Origin of the sequence: Akkermansia massiliensis, from assembly GCF_018847375.1 — a bacterium.
Taxonomy (GTDB): domain Bacteria; phylum Verrucomicrobiota; class Verrucomicrobiia; order Verrucomicrobiales; family Akkermansiaceae; genus Akkermansia; species Akkermansia massiliensis.
Map to the genome: position 1 here is coordinate 527,184 of NZ_CP072036.1, position 22,804 is coordinate 549,987.

Annotated in this window: 21 protein-coding genes; 8 read left to right on the forward strand and 13 right to left on the reverse strand. The window is 58.8% G+C overall.

The window, feature by feature from the left end; all coding sequences use genetic code 11:
* Window positions 1–236 precede the first annotated feature (236 nt).
* Both J5W70_RS02205 and J5W70_RS02210 read left to right on the forward strand, forming a co-directional pair.
* Window positions 237–842 carry a hypothetical protein gene (locus J5W70_RS02205; RefSeq protein ID WP_146018206.1) on the forward strand — a complete coding sequence of 202 codons (606 nt, stop codon included), beginning with the start codon at window positions 237–239 and terminating at the stop codon, window positions 840–842.
* A gap of 196 nt (window positions 843–1,038) precedes the next feature.
* A complete protein-coding gene (locus J5W70_RS02210; RefSeq protein WP_022396545.1) occupies window positions 1,039–2,025 on the forward strand; it encodes a M28 family peptidase in 987 nt (328 codons plus the stop codon).
* A 35-nt stretch (window positions 2,026–2,060) separates the two neighbouring features.
* Here the strand turns inward: J5W70_RS02210 and J5W70_RS02215 are convergent, their stop codons facing one another.
* A complete protein-coding gene (locus J5W70_RS02215; RefSeq protein ID WP_022396544.1) occupies window positions 2,061–2,714 on the reverse strand; it encodes an ABC transporter ATP-binding protein in 654 nt (217 codons plus the stop codon).
* Window positions 2,715–2,743: 29 nt separating this feature from the next.
* The gene (panC, locus tag J5W70_RS02220) at window positions 2,744–3,589 is read right to left on the reverse strand and encodes a pantoate--beta-alanine ligase (protein WP_022396543.1); all 846 of its coding nucleotides are present in this window, start codon (window positions 3,587–3,589) and stop codon (window positions 2,744–2,746) included.
* 149 nt (window positions 3,590–3,738) lie between these two features.
* Here panC and J5W70_RS02225 point away from each other — a divergent pair, with 149 nt between their 5' ends.
* Window positions 3,739–4,335 carry an OmpH/Skp family outer membrane protein gene (locus J5W70_RS02225; RefSeq protein WP_022396542.1) on the forward strand — a complete coding sequence of 199 codons (597 nt, stop codon included), beginning with the start codon at window positions 3,739–3,741 and terminating at the stop codon, window positions 4,333–4,335.
* A gap of 39 nt (window positions 4,336–4,374) precedes the next feature.
* Window positions 4,375–5,412, forward strand: coding sequence for a UDP-3-O-(3-hydroxymyristoyl)glucosamine N-acyltransferase (gene lpxD, locus J5W70_RS02230; RefSeq protein ID WP_022396541.1), 1,038 nt, complete (start codon window positions 4,375–4,377; stop codon window positions 5,410–5,412).
* Between the two features lie 56 nt (window positions 5,413–5,468).
* Here the strand turns inward: lpxD and J5W70_RS02235 are convergent, their stop codons facing one another.
* From J5W70_RS02235 to J5W70_RS02245, 3 genes are read right to left on the reverse strand one after another with little or no spacing between them, the layout of a single operon-like run.
* Complete coding sequence (locus tag J5W70_RS02235; RefSeq protein WP_022396540.1) at window positions 5,469–6,260, reverse strand: ABC transporter permease; 792 nt, start codon at window positions 6,258–6,260, stop codon at window positions 5,469–5,471.
* Window positions 6,257–7,045, reverse strand: a complete 789-nt coding sequence (locus J5W70_RS02240; RefSeq protein WP_022396539.1) for an ABC transporter ATP-binding protein — start codon at window positions 7,043–7,045, stop codon at window positions 6,257–6,259. The genes J5W70_RS02235 and J5W70_RS02240 overlap by 4 nt, the downstream gene beginning before the upstream one ends.
* Window positions 7,042–8,088 carry an ABC transporter substrate-binding protein gene (locus tag J5W70_RS02245; RefSeq protein ID WP_022396538.1) on the reverse strand — a complete coding sequence of 349 codons (1,047 nt, stop codon included), beginning with the start codon at window positions 8,086–8,088 and terminating at the stop codon, window positions 7,042–7,044. Before J5W70_RS02245 ends, J5W70_RS02240 begins: the two co-directional genes overlap by 4 nt.
* Window positions 8,089–8,317: 229 nt before the next feature.
* Between J5W70_RS02245 and J5W70_RS02250 the strand changes: the two genes are divergently transcribed.
* Window positions 8,318–8,977 carry a hypothetical protein gene (locus tag J5W70_RS02250; protein ID WP_146021364.1) on the forward strand — a complete coding sequence of 220 codons (660 nt, stop codon included), beginning with the start codon at window positions 8,318–8,320 and terminating at the stop codon, window positions 8,975–8,977.
* 103 nt (window positions 8,978–9,080) lie between these two features.
* On the opposite strand, the gene J5W70_RS02255 is transcribed toward J5W70_RS02250, so the two are convergent.
* From J5W70_RS02255 to J5W70_RS02275, 5 genes are all read right to left on the reverse strand, one after another.
* Entirely contained in the window at window positions 9,081–12,050 is a 2,970-nt protein-coding gene (locus tag J5W70_RS02255; RefSeq protein ID WP_022396536.1) for a glycoside hydrolase family 84 protein, read from the reverse strand.
* Between the two features lie 370 nt (window positions 12,051–12,420).
* Window positions 12,421–12,789, reverse strand: a complete 369-nt coding sequence (locus tag J5W70_RS02260; RefSeq protein WP_022396535.1) for a hypothetical protein — start codon at window positions 12,787–12,789, stop codon at window positions 12,421–12,423.
* Between the two features lie 133 nt (window positions 12,790–12,922).
* Window positions 12,923–13,429 carry a D-glycero-alpha-D-manno-heptose-1,7-bisphosphate 7-phosphatase gene (locus J5W70_RS02265; RefSeq protein ID WP_022396534.1) on the reverse strand — a complete coding sequence of 169 codons (507 nt, stop codon included), beginning with the start codon at window positions 13,427–13,429 and terminating at the stop codon, window positions 12,923–12,925.
* Window positions 13,419–13,988, reverse strand: coding sequence for a D-sedoheptulose 7-phosphate isomerase (gene gmhA, locus J5W70_RS02270; protein ID WP_022396533.1), 570 nt, complete (start codon window positions 13,986–13,988; stop codon window positions 13,419–13,421). The genes J5W70_RS02265 and gmhA overlap by 11 nt, the downstream gene beginning before the upstream one ends.
* A complete protein-coding gene (locus J5W70_RS02275; protein ID WP_022396532.1) occupies window positions 13,985–15,475 on the reverse strand; it encodes a PfkB family carbohydrate kinase in 1,491 nt (496 codons plus the stop codon). Before J5W70_RS02275 ends, gmhA begins: the two co-directional genes overlap by 4 nt.
* A gap of 229 nt (window positions 15,476–15,704) precedes the next feature.
* Between J5W70_RS02275 and rpsU the strand changes: the two genes are divergently transcribed.
* The 3 genes from rpsU (at window position 15,705) to J5W70_RS02290 (ending at window position 18,431) form a co-directional block, all read left to right on the forward strand.
* Window positions 15,705–15,956 carry a 30S ribosomal protein S21 gene (gene rpsU, locus J5W70_RS02280; protein WP_022396531.1) on the forward strand — a complete coding sequence of 84 codons (252 nt, stop codon included), beginning with the start codon at window positions 15,705–15,707 and terminating at the stop codon, window positions 15,954–15,956.
* Window positions 15,957–16,038: 82 nt separating this feature from the next.
* Entirely contained in the window at window positions 16,039–17,319 is a 1,281-nt protein-coding gene (gene hemL / locus J5W70_RS02285; RefSeq protein WP_022396530.1) for a glutamate-1-semialdehyde 2,1-aminomutase, read from the forward strand.
* A 50-nt stretch (window positions 17,320–17,369) separates the two neighbouring features.
* Window positions 17,370–18,431: an ankyrin repeat domain-containing protein gene (locus J5W70_RS02290; RefSeq protein ID WP_022396529.1), complete on the forward strand. Its 1,062-nt coding sequence runs from the start codon at window positions 17,370–17,372 to the stop codon at window positions 18,429–18,431.
* A gap of 318 nt (window positions 18,432–18,749) precedes the next feature.
* On the opposite strand, the gene J5W70_RS02295 is transcribed toward J5W70_RS02290, so the two are convergent.
* From J5W70_RS02295 to J5W70_RS02305, 3 genes are all read right to left on the reverse strand, one after another.
* Complete coding sequence (locus J5W70_RS02295) at window positions 18,750–20,711, reverse strand: MFS transporter (RefSeq protein ID WP_022396528.1); 1,962 nt, start codon at window positions 20,709–20,711, stop codon at window positions 18,750–18,752.
* An 80-nt stretch (window positions 20,712–20,791) separates the two neighbouring features.
* Window positions 20,792–21,016, reverse strand: a complete 225-nt coding sequence (locus J5W70_RS02300; RefSeq protein WP_146020104.1) for a hypothetical protein — start codon at window positions 21,014–21,016, stop codon at window positions 20,792–20,794.
* A gap of 39 nt (window positions 21,017–21,055) precedes the next feature.
* Entirely contained in the window at window positions 21,056–22,579 is a 1,524-nt protein-coding gene (locus J5W70_RS02305) for a HEAT repeat domain-containing protein (RefSeq protein ID WP_022396527.1), read from the reverse strand.
* Window positions 22,580–22,804: the final 225 nt, after the last annotated feature.

Genomic DNA, 22,804 nt, shown 5'->3' on the forward strand with positions numbered 1-22,804 from the left:
CTGAAAATCGGACGATTCCCTCTAGATGAGAAGTTCCGATTGAAGTCTGATGCTTTCGGCAAAAGTAATGCACTCTCGGGAAAAGCAAGAAGGCAATATCAGCGCGAAAACCTATAGTGGAAATTCAGGTGTGCCATTCTGCGCGAACCCGGAACACCGGAAAACTGCTCTGGGAAGATACCTATGCAGCAGAAAATCCAAATCATAAAAACAGTAAACATTACATAATCAAAACAATGAATTTACAAAACGTACAGTTCCTTAATAATGAATACACTAATGGAAGTGAAACAGCGCTCATTAACGGAATTCTTCAAAATACGAAACTGGAAAACTATCCACGTATTCAGGCACTCTCCGAAGACTTTGCGGACATCTGGAATTTCGTCACCACCTTCGGACGACCTCTCCAGGGAGAAGAGGTAGAATCCAAGCAACAGGAACGAACGGAATATTATCGAATAAACCCTATTGTCCCTTTGATGACTTTGTTTGAACGCAGAATCGCCTTTTGCAGGGAACGGTGCATTTTACTGCATATTCTTTGGGCTCAGTTAGGTTACCCAAGTGTGATCGTTACCGCCTCCAACGCAAGTGGCGATGAACGGCATGCCGTTCTCCTGACAAAGAATAAACAAGGCAAACATCTTATCTTTGATCCGGAAAATAAGATTGATGCTTATGGAAGTGATGACGATCGATTTTCCCAAGGTTATTCCTTCAGTGAACAACAACATTGTCAATTCAACCGGAACGTTCAAATGACCATCCTAGTGAGGCCCGTTAATCTCACCGCTCCAGTAAACTTCAGTTTCGCCGGACATTCAGCAACTCTTTCCTAATCCTAAAAAGAGTAGATTGCTCCCTTTCCCATATAAAATACAGGCTGTATTCAGGGGTCCGGTGTTATCCCTCTTGCCGCCTCACCGGTAAAAAACGGCGATTTATGATTTGCTGAGAAAAACATGCAGGAATACTCCATATTAGACCTCTCACATTGAAATTGTCACGCCAGACATAGATTGATATAAAGGGAGCATGAAGCTCCGGGTTTATCTCTCTCTGTTTTCCGCCCTGGCCATCCTCACCGTCTCCACGGGCTGCATCATTTCCCACTGCACCACCCCCGCGGCCGGCGGCGCTCCCGCCGCGGCCGTCCGCCCGGGGCTGGAGCAGGAACTGAAAAAGGACGTCCTCTACCTGGCCAAAACCTGCCACCCGCGCCCGGCGGGTTATGAAAAGAACCAGGCCAGGGCGGTCCAATACATCGCCCGGTCCCTGTCGGAATCGGGAGCTACGGTCACATACCAGCCTTTCACGGCGGACAAGCGCACCTTCGTCAACGTCAGCGCCGTTTTCCCCGGCAAATCCGCCAAAAGGGTCATCGTCGGCGCTCATTACGACACCTGCGGAAGCACCCCCGGAGCGGACGACAACGCCAGCGGCGTAGCCGGACTGCTGGCCCTGGGACGCATGCTCAAGGGCATCTCCCCCCATGACACCATTGAACTCATCGCGTATGCCAACGAGGAACCGCCCTACTTCGGCACGGAACAGATGGGCAGCGCGCAGCACGCCCAAAAACTTTATACGGAACAGATAGGCGTGAAAGCCATGATCTGCCTGGAAATGATCGGCTACTTCTCGGACAGGGAAAACAGCCAGTCCTACCCCGCCGCGGGCATGGGCGCCCTGTACCCGGACAAGGGGGACTTCATCGCCATCGTCGGCAACTGGGACAGCGTCAGGCTGGCGCGGACAGTCCAGAAAAACATGCAGTCCTTCCTGCCTACCGTCCGCCTGAACCTGCCGGAAATCAAGGGCATGTGCATGGACTTCTCCGACCACCGCAACTTCTGGGCCAAAGACCTGCCCGCCGTCATGATTACGGACACCTCCTTCTTCCGGAACCCGAACTACCATCAGCCCGGAGACCTGCCGGAAACGCTGGACTACCGCCGCATGGCCCAGGTGGTCCGGGGCGTGCACCAGGCCGTCCTGCATTTGGCGGCGGACGGCAAATAAAAGGAGAGATAAAAAACTCGCAGGACCGGACGGCCTCAGACCGCCTGCCCGTCCATGATCGTGATGATGCGGTCCCCCCGGCGGGCCAGGTGTTCGTCATGCGTCACGATTACCAGCGTCTTGCGGGATTCGTCCGCCAGGCCGAACAAAAGGTCCAGCACCTCCGCGCCGTTCTTCCGGTCCAGGTTCCCGGTAGGTTCATCTGCAAAAATAATCGGGGCGTCATTCGCCAGGGCGCGGGCGATCGCCACGCGCTGCTGCTCCCCGCCGCTCAGCTCGCTGGGCAGATGGTTCAGGCGGTGGGACAGGCCCACGCGCGCCATCAGCTCCGTCACGTACTCCACGCGCGGCCTCCTTCCTATGGAGGAAGCCAGGCACGCGTTTTCCAGCGCCGTCAGTTCCGGCATCAGCAGGTAATTCTGGAAAATGAATCCCATGTTCCGGTTCCGGAACACGGACCGCGCCGTAGCGGACAAGGCGTAAATATCCGTGCCGTCAATCGTCACCTTTCCCTCCTGGGGCGTCTCCAGCCCGGCCAGCGTGTACATCAGCGTGGTCTTGCCGGCTCCGCTGGGACCGCACAGGAACACCTTCTCCCCGGCGGCAATGTGCAGGTCCACCCCGTGCAGGATCTCAATGGATTTCTTGCCGATGGAATAGCTGCGGTGGAGGTTGGCGGCGGTAATCACGGGCGCAGTATAAGGGAATCCGTGCCGGATTAAAGTTCTATATTGTCAATAAGACGCACGTCGCCAAAATAGACGGCGGCGGCCATCAGGGCCGGATTCCGGTTCTCCTCCAGCGGCTGCATCGTCTCCGCATCCACAATCTCCAGATAATCGATGCGCGTGCCGGGCACGGCCCCAATCATGGCGGCGGCATGTTCCTTCACCGTCCGGACATCCGTTCCGGCCCGGAACTCGTCCCTGGCCTGAAGCATGGCCTTCCGTATCACCACGGCCTGCTCTTTCTGTTCCGCCGTCAGCCGGGCGTTCCGGGAGGAATAGGCCAGGCCGTTCCCATGCCTCACAATCTCCGCCCCGTGGATGTGCACCGGGAAATCCAGGTCACGCACCATGCGGCGGATAATCGCCAGCTGCTGGTAATCCTTCTTGCCGAAAATGGCGTCCGTGGGCTGCACCAGGTTGAACAACTTGGCAAGCACCGTGCAGACGCCGGAAAAATGTCCGGGGCGGGACGCCCCGCACAGCGTAGCGGATAAAAAGCTCTCCTCCACGGTAATGCTGCGCTCCCCGGAATACATCTCCTCCGGGGAGGGGGAAAACACGTAATCCACGCCCGCTCCCTCGCACACCTCCAAATCCTTTTCAGGGGTGCGGGGATAGGTCTGGAGGTCGGAGGAATTGTTGAACTGGATGGGATTGACGAAAATGCTGGCCACCACCACGCCGTCCTCCCCGGCCAGCTTGCGGGCCTGTTCCAGCAGGGCGCGGTGCCCGCCGTGAAGCGCTCCCATCGTGGGAACGAGAACCACGTGGTCATGCTTGCGGTGATGCTTGAGAAGGGCCGCCTTCAACTGGGCCTTGGTGGAAAATGTTTGCATGCGCCTAAAGTGGCCCCATGATGACAAAAGTTCAATCCTGAAATATAGCTAGAAGGTTGACGCATGCCGTTCCACATGTAAACTGGCAAAGTCAGAAGACGCTAAAAATTATGAGATTCTTCAAAACAGCATTATGTGTATCAGCTGCAATGGCATTAAGCGCCACTGCCAACGCCGAACTTAAAGTAGCAACGGTGGACGTGCAGAAACTCTTCGCCGACTACTATAAGACCCATGAAGCCCAGGCAGAAGTAGACAAGGCTGCCCAGACCGTGCAGGAAACCAACAACACCCGCGCGGAAACCATCAAGAAGATGGAAGCCGACTTCAACGACATGGTCAAACAGCTTCAGGATCCCATGCTGAATGAAAAGGACAAGAAGGAGCTGGAACAGAAAGCCCAGATCAAGCGTCAGGAAGTCATCGCGCTGGAACAGGAACGCCGCGGCTTCGTGGAACGCCAGCTCAAGTCCCTTCAGGAACAGATGAAGGTGCGCTCCACCAAGATCATGGGTGAAATCACCAAGATCACGGAAGGCATCGCCACCAAGGGCAACTATGACCTCATTCTGGACAAGAGCGCCCAGGCTCTCCGTTCCAACCAGGTCTTCGTGTACACGAAGCCCAGCATGGACATCACCCCCTCCGTGATGAAGGAACTCAACAAGGACGCTCCCAAGGGCTTTGACCCCACCAAGAAAAAGACCCCGGCCGTTCCTGCCGCTCCCGCGGCTCCGGCCAACTAACCCTTGACATTACCCCCGGGAAGGCGGAATCATACTCCCATGAAGCTTACACTTGAAGCCGTGGCCGCCCTCACCGGGGGGAAAATCCTTTCTGGCGACCCCGAACTGACTGTGTTCGGGGTCGCTTCCCTTCTCGACGCATCTCATGAGGAAGCCTCCTTCCTCGGCAACGAGAAATACTTCGAAGACTTTCTTCACACCTCTGCCGGAATCGTCCTGGTGCCTCCGGCCCTGCCCGCGTACCCGGAAAACGTCGCCTTTGTGGAAGTGGACAATCCTTCCATGGCATTCAACGCCCTGGTGAAATACTTCATGGCTTCCGCCTACCGGTTCACGCCCGGCATCCATCCCACAGCCATTATCGACCCCACGGCCACCTTCAATCCGGACAAAATCCATGTGGGCGCCTATACCTGCATCGGCGCCCATTGCGTAATTGGCGACGGCACGGACATCGGCAACGGCTGCGACATCGGGGACGGCGTCACGATGGGGGAAAACTGCCGCCTGCACGCCCATGTCATCATCCGGGAACGCTGCAAGCTCGGCAGCCGGGTGACCATCCAGCCGGGGGCCGTCATCGGTTCCGACGGCTTCGGCTTCCTGATGGGGGACAACGGCCGTTACGTGGGCATTGACCAGGTGGGCATCGTGGAGCTGGGGGACGACGTGGACGTAGGAGCCAACACCACCATTGACCGTGCCAGGTTCGGCCGCACCATCGTGGGGGAAGGCACCAAGATAGACAACCTTATCCAGCTCGGCCACAACGTCGTCGTCGGCAAGCATTGCGTGATTGTCGCCCAATCCGGAATCGCCGGCAGCACCAAGGTGGGCGACTACGCAACTATCGCCGCCCAGGTCGGCATCTCCGGACACCTTAAAATCGGTTCGAAATCCGTTCTGGGAGCCAAAACGGGAGTCATCTCGGACATCCCGGAAAACGTCGCCTACTGGGGTTTCCCGGCATCTCCGTTCAAGGACGCCAGCCGCCAGTATGCCGCGCTCAAAAAGCTCCCGGCCCTCATCAAGGAAGTCCACGCTCTTAAAAGGAACCTGGAATCCCCCGGCAAGTAACGGGCTTTCCCCTCGCCGAACGCAACCAGCTCATCTGTGTCTGCAAGGCGCAGCCCTCAGGCCTGCCCCGTCCCCCAGCGGCGGTGCAGGAACCGTTCCAGCGGGGAAAACAGAATCTTGTCAGACAGCAGGCCGATCACCACGATCACGAACATGATGCCCACCACCTGGTTCATCGCGTTCAACTCCCGGCCAAAGTGCAGAAGCTGCCCCAGGCCGAAGCCGGTCAGGATGGGAACGAAAATTTCCGCCGCCATCAGGGAACGCCACGCAAAGGCCCAGCCCTGCTTCATCCCGCTCACCACAAACGGGGCGGAGGCAGGTAGCGTCACGTGAATCAGGCAATAAATGGGGCCAGCGCCCATGGTGCGCGCTGCGCGGGCATAAATGGGCGGAACGTTCCTCATGCCGTTGGCCGTCGCCAGAATCACGGACCACAGCGTCCCCATGATCACCACGAACAGCATGGCACCCTCCGTCTGGCCGAACCACAGGGTAGCCAGCGGAACCCAGCATACGCTCGGGAGGGCCTGGAACCCCAGGGAAACGAGGCCCAGGGTATTCTGCATGAGCTGGAAGCGGGAACACAGCATGCCCAGGGGAATCCCCATCACCAGGCCTATTCCATACCCCATCACCAGCCTCTTCACAGTAATCCATGAAGCTTCCTCCAGAGATCCGTCCAGGAAGGAGGAGCATAAATACTCCCACACCTCCAGCGGAGAGGGAAACAAATAGGGCTTCCAGACCTTCTGGTCGCTCAAATACTGCCACAACCAGATCACGAGAATGAAAAACACGAGCGAGCAGGCATGGGCGCCCCACTTGGACCATTTGTTCCTGTTCATGCCATGGCTCCTTTCAAATCACGGGTGATGCGGGATGACAACTGTGCCAGATCGCGGCTGTTGATATCCCTGGGATGGGGAAGGTCCACGAAATACTCCTCACAGACCCGGCCCGGATGCGGAGTAAACAGCACCACGCGGTCCCCCAGGCATACGGCCTCGCGCATATTGTGCGTGACGAAAATGATCGTCATGCCGCAACGGAAATGGATATCCTGAATATCCTGGTAAAGCTGTTCGCGGGTCATGGCGTCCAGGGCGGCAAAAGGTTCGTCCATCAGCAGGATGCGGGGGCTGGTAGCCAGGGCGCGGGCAAGCGCCACGCGCTGCTTCATCCCGCCGGAAAGTTCATGAATATGGGAATGCGCGCATTCCTTCAGCCCTACCAGCTCCAGATTCTTCTCCGCAATGGCGAGCCGGTCCCCCCGCGTCAGGCCGGGCGTCAGCTTCAGGCCGAACATTACGTTCCCCATCACGTCCAGCCACGGAAACAGGGCGGACTCCTGGAACATCACGGTGCGGTCCCGTCCGGGCCCCGTCACGGGAACCCCGTCCAGTTCAACCACCCCGGAAGTGGGAAACTCCAGCCCGGCGATGATATTCAGCAGGGAAGTCTTTCCGCAGCCGCTGGCCCCCACCAGGCAGACGAACTCGCCGCTCCTGATATTCAAATTGATGCCCTCCAGCGCCACCACCTTTCCGCGCCGCCCGTCAAACACCTTGCTCACGCCGGCAATGCGGAGCTTGCACCCTCCGGGGCCGCAATGTTCTTCACCCACAATCATCTTCCGGCAGCCTCCTTCACCATGGTCAACTGTTCCTCCGCCGCCTCAGGCACTACCAGGCCGCCCACGTCCGGAACCTCTTTCATGAAACCGGCCTCATGGGCGTCCCGCACAAACTGCTGGAGCTTGGGAATGGAAATCCTGTCCTTCATGACGATGCTCTTCCAGGCCTCCGCAATCAACGCCGGGTCTATCCTGGAATGGGTCAGTTCCTCCAGTTCCTTGACCACGATCGCCCGGGCCTCCTCCGGATGCTGCCTGATCCATTCATTCAGCTCTTCATGCGCCTGCACCAGGGCCTTCGCCACCTCCGGCTTCTCCTTGAGGAAATCCGCTCCGCATACCAGCACGGTAGCGATGGACTCCTTCTCGTTCACCAGCACCTTTCCCCCCGCCGTCATCACCAGGCGGCTCACCCACGGCTCCACCGTCCACACGCCGTCCAGCTTGCCCTGCCGGAACAGGCTGAGCTGCTCCGGATTGGGGGTGGGCAGAATCGTCACGTCCCCGCCGCGCTGCGTCACGTGCAGGCCGCCGCGGGAAAACCAGGCGCGGGCGGAAACATCCTGCGTATTCCCCAGCTGGGGAGTGGCAATCACCTTGCCGCGGAAATCAGCAGGCTCCTTCAGGGTGGAATCCTCCGGAACCACCAGGGCGGCGCCTCCTTCCACAGCCCCGGCAATCATCCTGATATCATCCCCGCGGGAACGCACAAACGCATTGATGGCCGGGCTGGGCCCCACGTAAGCCAATTCAATGGAGCGGGCAAACACGGCCTCCATGGCGCTGGGGCCGGCATTGTATACGTACCAGTTGATCCTGACATCCTTTCCGGTGGCCTCCTTCAGCCGTTCCTCAAACCACCCCTTCCCCTGCCGGGAAAAATGGTGTGCCACCAGGCCCTGCACATGCGTCACGTTGGGAAAATGGCCGAAGTTCAATTCAATGACGTTCGGATCGTCCTTCTCCTTCCTTCCGCAGGAAACAGCCAGCAGGCAGAAAAACAGGGCCGGTAAAATCGTCAGTAATCTGGAATGGGACATAATCAAAAGGAATGAGTTACTGGGGCACAGCCATTTTTCCGCGCCCTTTCAGGCACCGACTAGCAGAAGAAGCCGCCCGCGGCAAGAATCCGATGGCAACAACTTTGTCACAATGTGGACAGCAGGAATGCCCATTTTGTTGAAAAACAATCCCGGTTCCGGACCTGAACCGGGCTTTATTGACAAAGCCGCCTATTCCCGTTACAAAAGGCTCCATTCCCAACCCGCCATGCAGTACCCCTCCAACCAGCCCCATTCCGGAGCATGGCTGGGCCTTCCTCCGGATGAGGAACGCCCGGTGGGCCAGGGTGCCAGGTACCGCTGCATTCTCCTGATGCTCCTGTACTGGGCTCTTCTTTCCGCCGTTCCACAGGGCGCGGACCGCTACGCTGAAATAGGCACCGTCCTCCCCGCCTGGATGGGAGCGCTGGAACTGACGCCTTTCCTGCTGGTGCCCGCTTTCCTGTTCCTGGCGGTGCGTACGGGCGCCCAATGGAGGGCCCTGATGATCGCCGTTTATGCGGGACTGCTCCTGAACCTGCTGATGAACCTGGCGCTTCCCGCGGGAGCCATGTGGGGCGACCTCCCCGCAGCCGGCTCCTACGGCACGCTTGTCTGGCCCGGCGGGGACCACCGGGAATGGCTGGTCACGCTGCCCCGTTTCCCGCAGCTATGGGCTCTCGTCATCTACGTCTTCCTCTCCGGCAACGGAGCTCCGCCCCTGCTCCGCCTGCTGACCCTGGCCTGGTGGTTCCTGCTCTGCGTGGCCCCCGTGAACACGGGCATGGTGGGGTATGCGGACATCCTGGGTCCGCTGGTCATCATAGCCCTCGTCCTCGGCTGCATGCACCTGGCGGAAAAACGCGCCTCCCGGCAAACCAGGAACTGAAAAAAGCCGGGGCGGCCATTCCACGGAGGAAACAGCCGCCCCAGGATCAACGGGCATCGCCCCGCGGAAGACTGCCGCATGCGCCAGCCCCCGGCGGAACCCGTTACTTCCAGATCACTTCAAAAACATTCACGGAGCTTCCCTTCTTCCCGGTCAGGCCGAGGGCCTTCACCGGCTTCTTGACGGACTTCAGGCTGAACGTATTCACCTTCCTGCCCTTGGCCAGATTGCCCACGGGAGCCCACCGTCCGTCGGCCCCGCAGGCCAGCACGGAAGCTTCCTTACCGTCGGACAGGACAATGGCGGAATTCGCACGGGGGGAATCACAGGGAATCTCCACCTTCTCCGGAGACAGCTCCACCGGGAGGAACGTAGCCAGGTTGAAATCCCCGGCGGCTCCGTTGTCGGCAGACTTTCCTCCCTTGTTGGCAAGATTCAGCTTGAACTCTTCCAGAGTCACCTCCTGCGGGGAGGATCCGGCGTTCAACAGCCTGATGCCCTTGATCACGCCGCCAATCTCCGCGGAACCGTCCGCCTTCAACGGAACCTCCGTCCAGGACTTTCCGTCCATGGAAATGTACAATTTGGCCCACTTCATGTCCGGCGTCTTCAAATTGACGGAGGCGGACTCCACGGATGCTCCCGCCGGAATTTGAAGCCCCAGGGACTTCTTCGGCGCCAGAGGATGCACCTCCATGATGCGCTTCAGGGAAATATCCTTGTCTCCGACTTCAACCACGGCACTCTTGAACGCGGGGGCATCCGTCAGCACGGAAGGCGCGGCGGGGGCATTCACCTTGAAATCCCGGATGGCCGTCCACACGTCGGACTTCCCGCCCGGAACACCCTGCGCCGTAGCACGGTAGCGTACAAAACGGCCCTTCTTGCCATTTCCCTGGTACTCCACGCGAAGCCCGCTGGACTCCGGCATCAGGGGCGACCAGGACTGCCCGTCCATGGATACCTCAAGCTGGCCCTTGTTCACGGCATCCGTATCGGAATCATTGCGGCCCATCACGATGGAAACGGTGCGTATCTCCCGCGGAGCGCCCAGGTCCACGCCGAAAAAGTCGCCCTTCTTCTGGACCTCCTTGCAATAATAGAAGGACTCGGGATCGTCATCCAGCATCTTCTCGATCCCTCCCTTGGACTTGGTGGAAACATAAGGCTTCACACGGCCAACGGCCTGTCCGCTCACACGGGAAAGCACGGGGGTGGACCCCATGTCCAGCAGCTCCCGCACGGCAGGGGCCATCACCAGTTCGGACGGCTTGACGGCGGTCTGCCACGGGGAATTTTTCTTGGTCACCTCCGTCACGTGCTTGTTGATGGCCTTGCTGATCTCCTTGCTGTAACGCTGCATCTCGGCAAGCAGGCAGGCGGCCTCCATGGCGTAATTCAGCGCTCCGGAGGCATTTCCCGCCTCCGTGGCCTCAATCATCTGCATGCTGTTCATTCCAGCTTTGCCCAGGGACTCGAACTGGATGAGCCACGGCTCTACCTCTGCGACGAAAGCGGGATTGTTCGATTTCGCCCGGATCATGTCCGGAGCCTGGGCCATCTTCGCAAACTCGGCCTTCAGGCGGTCAAACGCCTTGCTTTCAGACACCTTGGCGCCGCGGCGGCACAATTCCAGCACCTGCTCCACCACGGGGGCAATCTCTACGGACTCCTCCTTGCGGTAATTGTGCCCGCTGGGCCCCCCGTCGCTGTTATGGTCGGCAAACGTCTGCATGGCGGAGGCACAGCCGGGGAACAAAATCCGGATGCTGTCCTTCCATGTCTTGTCGGAATCATAGGCCTTGGCATTCCAGGTCATGTTAGCCACGCTGAACAGGGAAATCTTGGAGGCCTCCGGCTTGTCCATCGGATTGGAGGCAAACCCCTGCATGAACGGCATCGCGTCCGCATCCACGCCATAGGTGCGCCCCAGGAACAGGGCGTGGCGCACGTAATCCGTCACCGGGAAATTCCACCAGATGAACGCCGGCCGCTGCAAATACTTGTTGATCCCCTTCAAGGCCGGGGTCCGGATATCGCTCACGATGCTGGACCCGGTCCACATGATGCCGATGTCCTTGTCCAGATGTTCCCCCATCACCTCGTGGTAGCGGCCACCTCCGCCGGAATACGCCGTGGGGCACACGATCAGCGGAGTCACGTCTGGCTTCTTGTGGATAAACTCCTTGTTCAGGTAATTCAGGAACTCCACCTGGCCTTCCGGTTTGGCGCCCTCCCCGCCGATGTCGTCAAAAAACACGGCAAAGGAGCGGAACCCCAGGTCATACATCATCTCAAACTTCTTCACGGCGGCTTTCCGGTCCGCCTCCCCCCAGTGAATGTCCGCTCCGGGGTGCACCGCCCAGACAAAATTCACCTTGTTCTGTTTCGCGACCTTCACCAGCTCTTTCAGGTCCTTCGCCATGTCCGCGGGATACGGCTCGCGCCAACGCTTGGAAAAACCGTGGAACACGTCGTCCTTCGGGCCGTAGATGTAAGTATTCATCTTGTACTTCCCGTAAAACTTGAACTGGCTGATGCGTCCTTCCTGCCCCCAGGGCAGGCCGTAAAAGCCTTCAATGGTGCCGCGGAAGGGAACGTCCGGCCAGTCCAGAACCTCCACCACAGGCACCGTTACGCCGGAAGGAGTCTTCTCCGCCAGTTGAAGCAGCGTCTGGGCCGCGTAAAACAGGCCTTCGTCGTCATAGCCCGTCATCCGGATGCCCTGCGGCGTGACGCTCAGGGAATAAGCCCCGGCCTTCTGCGGAACATTCCCGGCGGCCTTTTTGCTCCCCTTGATGATGGACATCTGCACGGGCAGCCCGTTCGGAGCGATGGAAAATATGCTCTTCAGCGTATTCACGGTAGGTTCGTCCCGCGCTCCCGACAGCTTCAGGGCCGGAACCGTCACGGAACCGCCGCTCCTGGTCATCTTCTGCGGGATGGGATACACCGGCATCTTGGCCGTTTTTTTGGCGCGGGAGGCCGCAGGCGCGGAGGAAGAGGCCGGAGAAGAGGACTGGGCGAACACCGGAAGGGCAAGGCCGGCTCCCAGCGCCGTAACCGCCATCATGGATCGGAAGGAAATCAAGTTCATATGAGCAAAAGTAAAAAGCCTGTACAGGACAAGTCCACGAAATTACGGACCAATCGCCCCACTTCTAACAGGGCGCTCCCCGTATGTCAAATTACTTCGCCCCATTCGGGAAGTTGCCTCTTCCGGGGATAAGTCATTCAGGAATCCGGTTGTTCCCGCAAACACCGCCGGATTCCCAACCCGGCTCTCCGTTTCCCTCCTTCATGCCCGGTTCCACATCGCGACGGCCGCCGCTGGAGGAGCAGCTCCCGGGACGGGAAAAGCGGGAATGTGCTAAAACACGGGAACGACCGGGCAGACAGCCGGGGACGGCACGCCATCAAGAGTTGCAAAAGAACGGCCTCCCCTATTCTTCACGATTGAAGAATCCGGAAATATCGAAATAGACGACCAGCTCCTTGCCTTTTTTCGTCCTGATCGTGACCAGGTCATAATACTTGCCTCCTTCCTTGACGAGCGCCTGCTTGAGCTTTTCGTAATTTCCGTACTTCTTCTTGAGCCATTTCCGTTCGGCAGGAACGCCATCCATCGAACTTTTCGCTCCGGCAATCACGACGGCCTTCTCAAAGCTGGAGCCGTCTCCGCCCTGATAGGTAATGCGGGTGGCCGCTTCTCTTTTTTCCAGCCGCTCGGGCATGGCCGGCTCTGCGGTTTTGGCAGCGGCGCACAGGCCAGGAAACAACGCAATCAATAACAGGGGTAGCAAGGGTTTCATCCTATTGGATAGATAAGAAATATTCATTCCCTTGTAAAGCTTTCTTTTTGAAGCAGGAACATCCATCATTACATCCCGGCGGCCGGAACACGGGGAGGGCTGACAGGGCAGTCCTGAGCAATCACTCCCAAGCTTACAGCCACGCCGCTACTTCTTCCAACGCCTCCACACGGGCTGTGGCGAGAGTCGGGACATCTTCCGCGGAAAAAAGGAAATTCCGCCCCACTCCGGCAGCAAGCGCAGCGCGAATGTCGCGCTCCCGGTCGCCCACGGACACGCAAGCCGCCATATCCAGTCCATGGGCGGCGGCGGCTTTCAAAAACAGGCCGGGATTCGGCTTCCGGTCAGGATGGCCGTCATCCACGCTGGGACAGTGGAACACGTCCGCTATCTCCGCTCCGGCGGCGCTGAACGCGCCTTTCATATGCTCCGTCAGCCGGGTGAAATCCCCTTCCGTAAACATGCCGCGGCCTATGCCGGACTGGTTGGTCACCACCAGCACCAGATACCCCTTCTCCTTCGCCCGGCGGCAAAGGTCCAGAATACCGGGAACCAGCTGAAAATCCTCAATGCGGTGCACGTAGCCGCCGTCCACATTGACCACGCCGTCCCGGTCCAGAAACAGAGCCTTAGCTGCCATACATTTCCTGCTCAACCAGCTCGCAGACCAGATGGCCCACGGCAATGTGCATCTCCTGGATATTGTTCGTGGCATGGGAGGGGACGGCAATGCAGAAATCCGCACAGTCCCTCATCTCCCCGCCGCCCTGGCCCGTCAGGGCCACGGTCCTGACGCCCATGCGGCGCGCCAGCTCCATCGCCAGGACGATGTTCTGGCTATTGCCGCTCGTGGAAAGCCCCACCAGCAGGTCACCGGAACGGCCTAATCCCTGCAATTGCCTGGAAAAGACCGTTTCATACCCGTAATCATTCCCTACGGCGGTCAGGATGGAGGTATCCACCGTCAGGGCCAGCGCATTCATGGCGGGACGGTTCAGCTTGTAGCGGCCCACCAGCTCGGCGGCCAGGTGCTGGGAATCCGCGGCGGAGCCTCCGTTGCCGCAGAACATGATCTTGTTCCCGGCCTTGAGGGTATCCGCGCAGACGCGGGCGACTTGTTCAATCTCTCCGGCCATGGCGGCCAGAGCCTTGAAATTATCCGCTATTCCTAAAATCTGATTCCTGATGTACTCGCTCATTCCGGACTGTTCTTCATGCGGTTGATGATATTGGTGGAGGAAAAGCCCTCCAGGCGGGGAAGCTCAAGAGCCTGTCCCCCGTAAGATATGACGTACTGCCCTTCCGGCCAGCGTTCCAGAGGATAGCCCTCCTTGGCGATCACGTCCGGGCGCAACTTCTCAATCAACGGCAGGGCCGTATCCTCGTCAAACGGCACCACGTAATCGATAAAATCCAGGGAGGCCAGCAGCAGGGAACGCATCTCCTCATTATTGATCGGCCTGTCCTCTCCCTTCAACCGCTTGATGGAGGCGTCCGTATTCAGCCCCACGAAAAGCACGTCGCACGCTTTCCGCGCCTTCATGAAGGAATGCAGGTGCCCCAGGTGCAGCAGGTCAAAACAACCGTTCGTAAACCCCACCACCTTCTTCTCCCGTCGGAAACGCTCCGCCAGCTCCGCCGCGGCTTCCGGCGTCAGAATATTGTTCCGGTGATGCCAGGAGGACGCCTTGAGGGCCTTCTCCTCCAGCGCCTTCTTCAGCTCCGCTCCGGTCACGCTGGCCGTCCCGAACTTGCCCACCACGATTCCGGCGGCCACGTTGGACACCACCAGGGCCTCCGGCACCGTAGCTCCGGCCGCCAGCGCCGCGCCCAGGCTGGCGAGGGAGGTATCCCCCGCTCCGGACACGTCAAAAACCTCACGGGCCTCCGTGGGAATGCAGACAAAATCGGAAGGATTGGAGGAAGGAATGAAAATCATGCCGTGCTCGCTCAGGGTGACGAGCAAATTCTCAATGCCGAACTCGGAAAACAGCCGTTGCGCCCCTGCGATGGCATCCCTTTCCCACCCTGTCGCGGAAGGATTCAGCGTCACCCCGGTCGCCTCCTGGAACTCCTTCATATTGGGCTTCACCAGCGTGGCCCCCTTGTAACGGGAGTAATCCGAACCCTTCGGATCCACAATCACGGACTTGCCCGCCGCACGGCACCGGGCGATCACGTCAGGGGTTGTCTGCCCGTCAAACAGCCCTTTCCCGTAATCGGACAAAAGAACAAGGTCGGCCTCCGGCAGGCAGGCGTCCACCCGTTCCAGAAAACGGGAGGCCAGCTCCGGAACCATCCGCAGCGACTGTTCCTGGTCCGCCCTCAGCAAATGGTGCTTCCCCGCCACAAAACGGACCTTCACGGTCGTCTCATACCCTTCGCACTCCACCAGCTCCGGAACGCAGCACGTCTCTTCCAGAAAACGCCTTACCTGCCGTCCATGGCCGTCATTCCCCACCACGCTGACGAAGGTGGTGCGGCATCCCAGCGCGCACAGGTTAGTCACCACGTTGCCCGCGCCGCCCAGCATGCGCGTCTCCCGGTCCATCTTCATGATGGGAACCGGAGCCTCCGGGGAAATCCGGCTGACGCTCCCGTACAGGAACTTGTCCAGCATTACGTCCCCGATGCAGAGAATCCGCACGCGGGGAAATCCGTCAATCAATGTATGCAGCCGGTTCATGGGAGACGTTCCTTTCTATCACGCCCCCCACTGTAAGGCAAGGACAGTTGAAGCCCGTTCCGGAGCGGGAAAACCGCATCATGCAGGCGTTCGCACCCGCTGCGAACGTCGGAACCCTTCTTTCAAGGGCAAAAAATAGGTCAGCCATGATAAAAATCTTGACCTGTAAGCAGGAAAGCACTACGTATTGTCTCCCGTTCCCGGACGAATAGAAAAAGGAAAACAAATCATGCGTGAAGTTACCGTAAGAAAAGGTGAACCTATCGACCGCGCTCTTAAGCGCCTCAAAACAAAACTGGATGTTGAAGGCATTCTGGATGAAATGCGCCGCCGCCGCGCCTTTGAAACCCCGATGGACGAACGCCGCCGCAAGGCCCGTTCCGCCAGCAAGCGCAACAAGGTAAAATGGCGTTACAGCAACAAGAGCGAAGAAGCCGCTCCCGAAACCGCTGAAGCTCCCGCTTCCGCTCCTGAAGCTTAAATCAGTATTGGTTCGGGAATAGAACCCATTTCAATGAGGGCAACCCTTTCTCAAGGTTTGCCCTTTTTGCTTCCCTCAGCACATGAATCAGTCCGCCCAGCTCTTCTCCCGCGCGCGCGCCGTCATCCCCGGCGGCGTCAACTCCCCCGTCAGAGCCTTCCGCAACGTGGACGGCGACCCTTTCTTTGTCCAATCCGCCAAGGGAGCCTACATCACTGACGCGGACGGACGCCAGCTCATTGACTACATCGGCACCTGGGGCCCGGCCATTCTGGGCCATGCTCCGCAGACCGTTCTAAATGCCGTCCATGCCGCCGTGGACAGGGGGCTGGGCTACGGCATCCCCGCGCCGGCGGAGGTGGACATGGCGGAAATGATTACGGGCATGGTGCCCTCCGTGGAAAAAGTGCGCATGGTCAACTCCGGAACGGAAGCAACCATGTCCGCCATCAGGCTGGCGCGCGGCTACACCGGACGCCGCAAAATCATCAAATTCATCGGCTGCTACCACGGCCATGTGGACTCCCTGCTGGTGGCGGCGGGCTCCGGGGCGCTCACCTTCGGAGAACCGGACAGCGCAGGCGTACCCAGGGAAATGACCCAGCTCACCATTACGGTGCCCTACAACGACCGGGAAGCGGTGAAAAAAGCCTTTGAACTCCATGGGAGCGACATCGCCGCCGTCATCCTGGAGCCCTTCCCGGCTAACGCAGGGCTTTACTTCCCGCAGAACGATTTTCTCCATTTTCTGCGGGAAATCACGCTCCGGCACGATTCCCTGCTCATCTTTGACGAAGTCATGACGGGCTTCCGCGTCGCGCCCGGCGGCGTGCAGCAGCTTCACGGCATCACTCCGGACCTCACCTGCATGGGGAAGGTCATCGGCGGCGGCCTCCCCGTGGGGGCCTTTGGAGGCCGTGCGGAAATCATGGACTGCCTCTCCCCGCTGGGCCCCGTGTACCAGGCGGGCACCCTCTCCGGCAACCCCGTCGCCATGGCGGCGGGCCTTGCCCAGCTCCGGGAGCTCCTGGACGGAAACGCCTACGACCGCCTGGAACAGCTCGGCGCGCGTCTGGAAGAAGGCATCCGCGAGGCCATCCGGAAGCACGGCAGGAACTACACCTTCCACCGCGCAGGTTCCATGTTCTGCCTCTTCTTCACGGAGCAGGAAGTCTATGACCTGGACTCCGCGCAAAAAGCCTCCAAGGAACTCTTCAAACCCTTCTTCTGGAACATGCTGGAACAGGGCGTCTACTTTGCCCCCTCCCCGTATGAAACGGGCTTCATCTCTACGGCCCATACGGAAGAAGACATTGACCGTACGGTGGAAGCAGTCCATGTCAGCCTCTCCAAACTGGGATAATGCCCCTTATTTGAAGTGACAGGCCACTTTCCTTCCCCTATAAGGATGCCATGAGACAAATGACAGGGTCCATGCTGCTTCTGTCCGCAGCAGCCGTCGCAGCCGCCCCCCTGGCGGATGCGGAGGAAAGGACGATCCAGCTCACGGAAGCGGAAAAACAGGAAATCCAGGCGGCAAATGAAAAGCTCCTGGGACTTACCCTCCGCTTCCTGCACGACTCCTGGCCCCTGGAAATCATGTTCGCCGGAGAAGCTCAACAGGAATTCCACTCCATCCTCCAGTGCTACCGGATGCTGGAGCAATTCCGGGAGACTGGCAACCTCATGCTTCAGGCTCCGGACCGCAACACGCCCCTGCACCTCTGCATTGCCCTGGGATTGAATCAACTGGCCATCCGGATGATAGAAGCGGGCGCTCCCGTCAACGCCCAATCCATCTTCATGCATGACGGCACTAAGGAACCGGGAGACACCCCCCTCACCTGGGCCTGCCTCTCGGGCCTTTACATGAACTCCACGGCGGAAGACAGGCTGCCGCTGGTGCAGTCCCTGCTCAAGCACGGGGCCGACCCGGACCAGCCGGGACCGTGGGGCGTCACCCCGTTCATGTACTCCGCCGCCCTCAATGACTCTGATCCGGGACAGGAAAAAATAGCCCTGGCCCTGCTGGACGCCGGTTCTCCGGACCTTAAGCGCAGGTTAAACGCCCAGGCGCGCGGAGTCGGCTTCCTCAGCCTTTCCCCTGCCATTTACGAACGGCTCATCAAGGCAGGCTGCGACGTCAACGAACGCTTCTTTGAAAGCAAGCAGTCTCCCCTGCATCTGGTCTGCACCAAGGAAAAACCGGCGGAACGCCTCATCCCCCTCATTGAACTTCTCATCAAGGCGGGAGCGGACCCCAACCAGCCGGACGTGGACGGCCTGACGCCGCTGATGGCCTGCAACTCTCCTGAGATAGCCGTTTGCCTCATGGACAACGGCGCCAATCCCGCCCTTCGCAACGATGACGGCCAGACCGCCTATGACTTCCACATAAAAAACGGGTATCCCCCCATTGCGGAAGCCATTAAAGACTGGCAGGCCAAACAGAAAAAAGCACCGCGTACCGAGTAGCGCCATCTTCCTTTCCAGTGAAAGCGGAAAAAGGGGTCTGGCCGTTCCCGTCCGCCACGGGTCTTTCAAGCGAGCCGCAGCAGAGCCTTGGCCTGCCCGTTCCAGGATTCATCCCCGGACCTCTCCCGTACAAAAGAGACCTTACGCAAGCCGTCTCTTCCGGTCTTTAAACACGCCCGGCATGCTCCTTCCGGAAATGCCGGAAGCCCGGAACAGCCAGGTTCCCGGAGCCATGGAGCAAACATTTTCCTCTGGCGGAACATGAAAAAGCCGCCCCCCCGGACAGGGAGGCGGCTTTGAAAACCACAGGAGGGAAGATTATTCTTCCGCTTCAATGCCTTCACCGATCATCTTGAGATCTTCCGGCATCTTGCCTGTTGTGAAATAGCCTTCGATTTCCTCCAGGGAACGGCCCTTGGTTTCAGGCAGGAAGAAGGTCACCGTAATGAAGTACAGCACCGTAATGCCGCCCAGCGTAAAGAACACGCCGGAATAGCCGCAGCTTCCCACCCACGGAAGGAAGGAACCGGCAATGATCGTGGAAACAAGCTGGTTGATCAGCAGCGCAATCGCCATGCCGTTGGAACGGATGCGGGCGGGCATCAGTTCGGACAGGGCCAGCCAGACGCACACGCCGGGGCCGGTGGCATAAAACGCGATGAAGATGATGAAGAAGGCGGTCACGCCCCAGCCCATGGAGGTATCCGGCTTCTCGCCCAGTTCCGCCTTCAGGATGGAAACGGGCTTCATGGCATAGCCGTCCTTGCCGTTCACCACCATCTTGTTGGTGGAATCCGGAACGGCCTTGATCACGGCCAGGGAAGCCTTGTCCTCTTCCTTCTTGATATCCTTGGCATCCTTGGTCAGCTCGGAAAATTCCACCACGGAAAGCTGGGTGGAAGAACCCATCAGGAACTGGTACCAGGCGGGATTGGCTTCCGGCTGGTCATAGGTGATGATGAGCTGCATCCTGTTGATGTCCTTGTCGCCCATGCCGTTCTTGGCAAGCAGGTTCTTGACGAAGGGGGAATCGGGCGTGCGTTCCAGCTGCAGCGTGCGGATGGAGCCTACGTCCTTGCCCTGGTCAAACTCCTTCTGGACGGAAGGGCTCTGGGCGGCCAGCAGGGCGGCCACGTCCGTGGTCACGTCCTTGCGGGCTTTTTCCACATTATTGAACAGGAACCCGGTGCCGAGCAGACCCACCACAATGCCGGCAGTGCCGATCTTGAGCAGGAACTTGCGGCCCTTGCGGTCCACCAGGATCATGGCGACGATGGTCATCAAGCAGTTCACCACCTTGATGGTGAAGTCCGCCCAGTTGGCGGTGGTGCCTTCCAGGCCCGCCTGCTGGAACACCTTCACGGAGTAATTCAGCACGGAGTTGATACCCGTGGCCTGCGTAAACGCCAGGACGAGGACCGCCAGAACAAAGGGATACACATACTTGCGCTGAAGAAGGGATTCACCGGAAGAACTCTGCTTCTTAAGCTCTTCAGCCTTCTGCTTCTCTTCCTCTTCAATGTGGACCATTTCATCAAACACCTCCTTGGCGCGCACATCTCCATAACTGCGCACCAGCACGGCCATGGCTTCATCCTTGCGGCCGCGGCGGAACAGGTAGCGGGGGGATTCACTCAAACGGAAGGAACCGAAAAACAGGAAAAGGCCGGGAACGGCGCAAACCCAGAAAATGGCCTGCCACGCAAAAATCTTGGCGGAAGTCAGCGTTTCCTCGCTCGCGCCGGAATTTTCCACGCCGCCCACATAACTGGCGGCAAGCAGACCGACTACGGCGGCGAACACGAGGCCCACCGTCAGCAGGAACTGGAACATCCCGGTCCCTTTGCCACGGGATTCCGCGCTCAAACACTCAGCCAGGTACAGGGGAACCACCACGCCTACAATACCGGCGCTGGCGCCCTGGAGAATACGGCCCAGCAGCATGATGCCGAACACTTCCTGGGACAGGCAGATCACGGGAATACTCACCGTGAACAGGGCGGCGGCTACGGTAATCAGCGCCTTGCGTCCCAACTTGTCCGCCAGATACCCGGCAAACAGGGAAGAAAGCACGCTGCCGAACAGCACGGCCGCCACCACCTGGGAAAGCTGGGAGGGATTGAAACCAGCCGTCTGCTCAATGTAGGGGAGCGCCGCAGCAATCACGCCGACGTCCACACCGTAGAGCAGGCCGCCCAAACCGGCCATGATGAGGAGGTAGCGCATGTATCGCCTGGCCGCATCCGGAACGGCGGCCTTCATGTTTTCTTGGTCTGTCATGGTCGTTGCATTCTAGTAAATTGGCTTTTCTCCGCAACCAAAAAAGAGATGCTTCCGGGACAAAAACAACTTTCCTCCCCTCAAATGCGCCCAAATGGTAAAAATATCACAAAAGAAACAATTAGGAAGCCGTACAGGAAAGGAAGATCGTTTAAAATAACTCCAAAAACACCTCCTGCCATTTTCCCCGCATCTTCATGAAAAAACAGCCGCAAAAGAAAAAAACGCGGGCGCCTTCCCTCCGGCCCCGTGAACCATTCAGCTGAAAAAAGAGCGGTGCGACGCGTCCCAATCAGACCGGGCATAAAAAACCTCCCGCCCTCTTCCGGAAACGGATGCCGTCCCTACTGGGGGTTCTTCGCGGAAGAATCTATCCCCAGCCGCTTTTCAATCAGGTTTACGGACAGCTCCGCGCACAGGCGCAATTCGTTGTCGGCGTCATGGGTGAAAGCCTTGAGCGCGGACAGGGAAGCCTCCGAACCGATTTCCCCAAGAATACGGGCGGCGGAACGTTTCAGCACAAAATCGTCCGACTCGTTCATCAGCCGGATAATGTCGGCTTCCCCGGTGGGACCGACGGCCTTGCACTCGTCCTCCCACTTCTGGGGATCCTTTTTCCATTCATCCAGAAGCAGCGCAAAGCTCTTCTTCTCCGGACCGTGCAGCAAAAACCTGACCAGAGAGGCAGGAATCTCGCAGTCCGCCTTCTTCAACTCCGTAGCCACATAGTAAACCACGCGCTGCGCCTCCGCGTTATCCGGCTCCGCCCACACGACGAGGGCGGAAGCCAAAGCGGTCACATACTCCGCATCACGCCCCCACGGCTCCCGGAGAAGCTCCACCAGCTTGGCGGAAACTTCATGGCGCATCTTGTCCGGCTTCACGGAAGCCAGGCGCTTTGCTGCGGCAATCACGCGCCGGATGTCCAGACAGGACAATTCCTTCAAATTGGCCAGTACGAAATACTGGTGGCGTTCATCCTGCAACGCGGCGGAAGCCGGGCGCGCTTCAAACTTGTCCCGGTTCAGAACCACTTCCACAAAGAAACGCTCCTTGTCCTGCAAAGTCACGTTCCCCATCTTGGCCGCCACGTCCACAAACTCCTTAAATGTGATGGGAGTAGGAGTAATAACGAACAAGCCGCCGCCCGTGCCTTTGCGGTCATAAAAAATCGGCTCGTCCTCAGACTGGGCCATCCTCTTCAAATACGCCTTCACCATGTCCCGGTTGGCCGCATTCACCCCGACCACCCACACGCCCAGAACACCCTGGGCCTCTTTCCGGTCAATGGCGGCAAACAGGGGCTTCAAATCCCCTTCCCCGTAATTCTGAACGGAAGCGTTCTGTTCGGCCAGTTGTTCCAGGCTCATGCTGGTAAAGCCGGAGACGCCTTCCTCCTCCTCAGCCTGGGCGACCGCTTCCTTCCCGCCGAGCAGGGAGGGATTCAGTTTGACCGGATACACGAAAGGCAGGGAGGCAATGCCCCCCGCCACCAGAAAGCCCAGCAAAATGAAAACAATCTTGTGCCTGCGTCCGGCGCAGGCCATCAAGCCCCCCGCAAGACAGGCGAAAAACAGGGCGAACGCCTTTTGCTGGGGCTGCTGCAGCATGGAAAGGAAAAAGGTCCCGTCCATCTCGGAAGAGGCATTGTAAAAAAGCCAGACGCAGCCGGCGGCGATGACCAGGGAGGCGCAAAGGCACATCAGTTGAATCAGCCCCGTTTCCATCAAGGCGCTCTGAATGGCCTCCCGGCGGTCTTTGGGGGTATGCACGGTAACGGCCTTCTTCGCCCTGGCAAAAGGCTTCTTGGGGATCAGCTTTTCCCTGTCGCAAAGAAACTCATGGCCGCATTTGCTGCAATTCACCATGGAACCCTCCGCAGCGGAAGGAACATTGATATGTCGTTTGCACTGTGGACAATTCAGATTCACCGGAGTTCAATATGCACGTTTTTGATTCTTTTGCAATACCTGTCTTTCAAACTTTCCTTTTGCCGGTTATTCTGCATAAATTTTCAAGGATGTCCCATTGAACTCCAGCTCAGCCGCTTTCCCGAACCATCCCGTTCCACCTCTTTTTTCCTGAACTTTAAA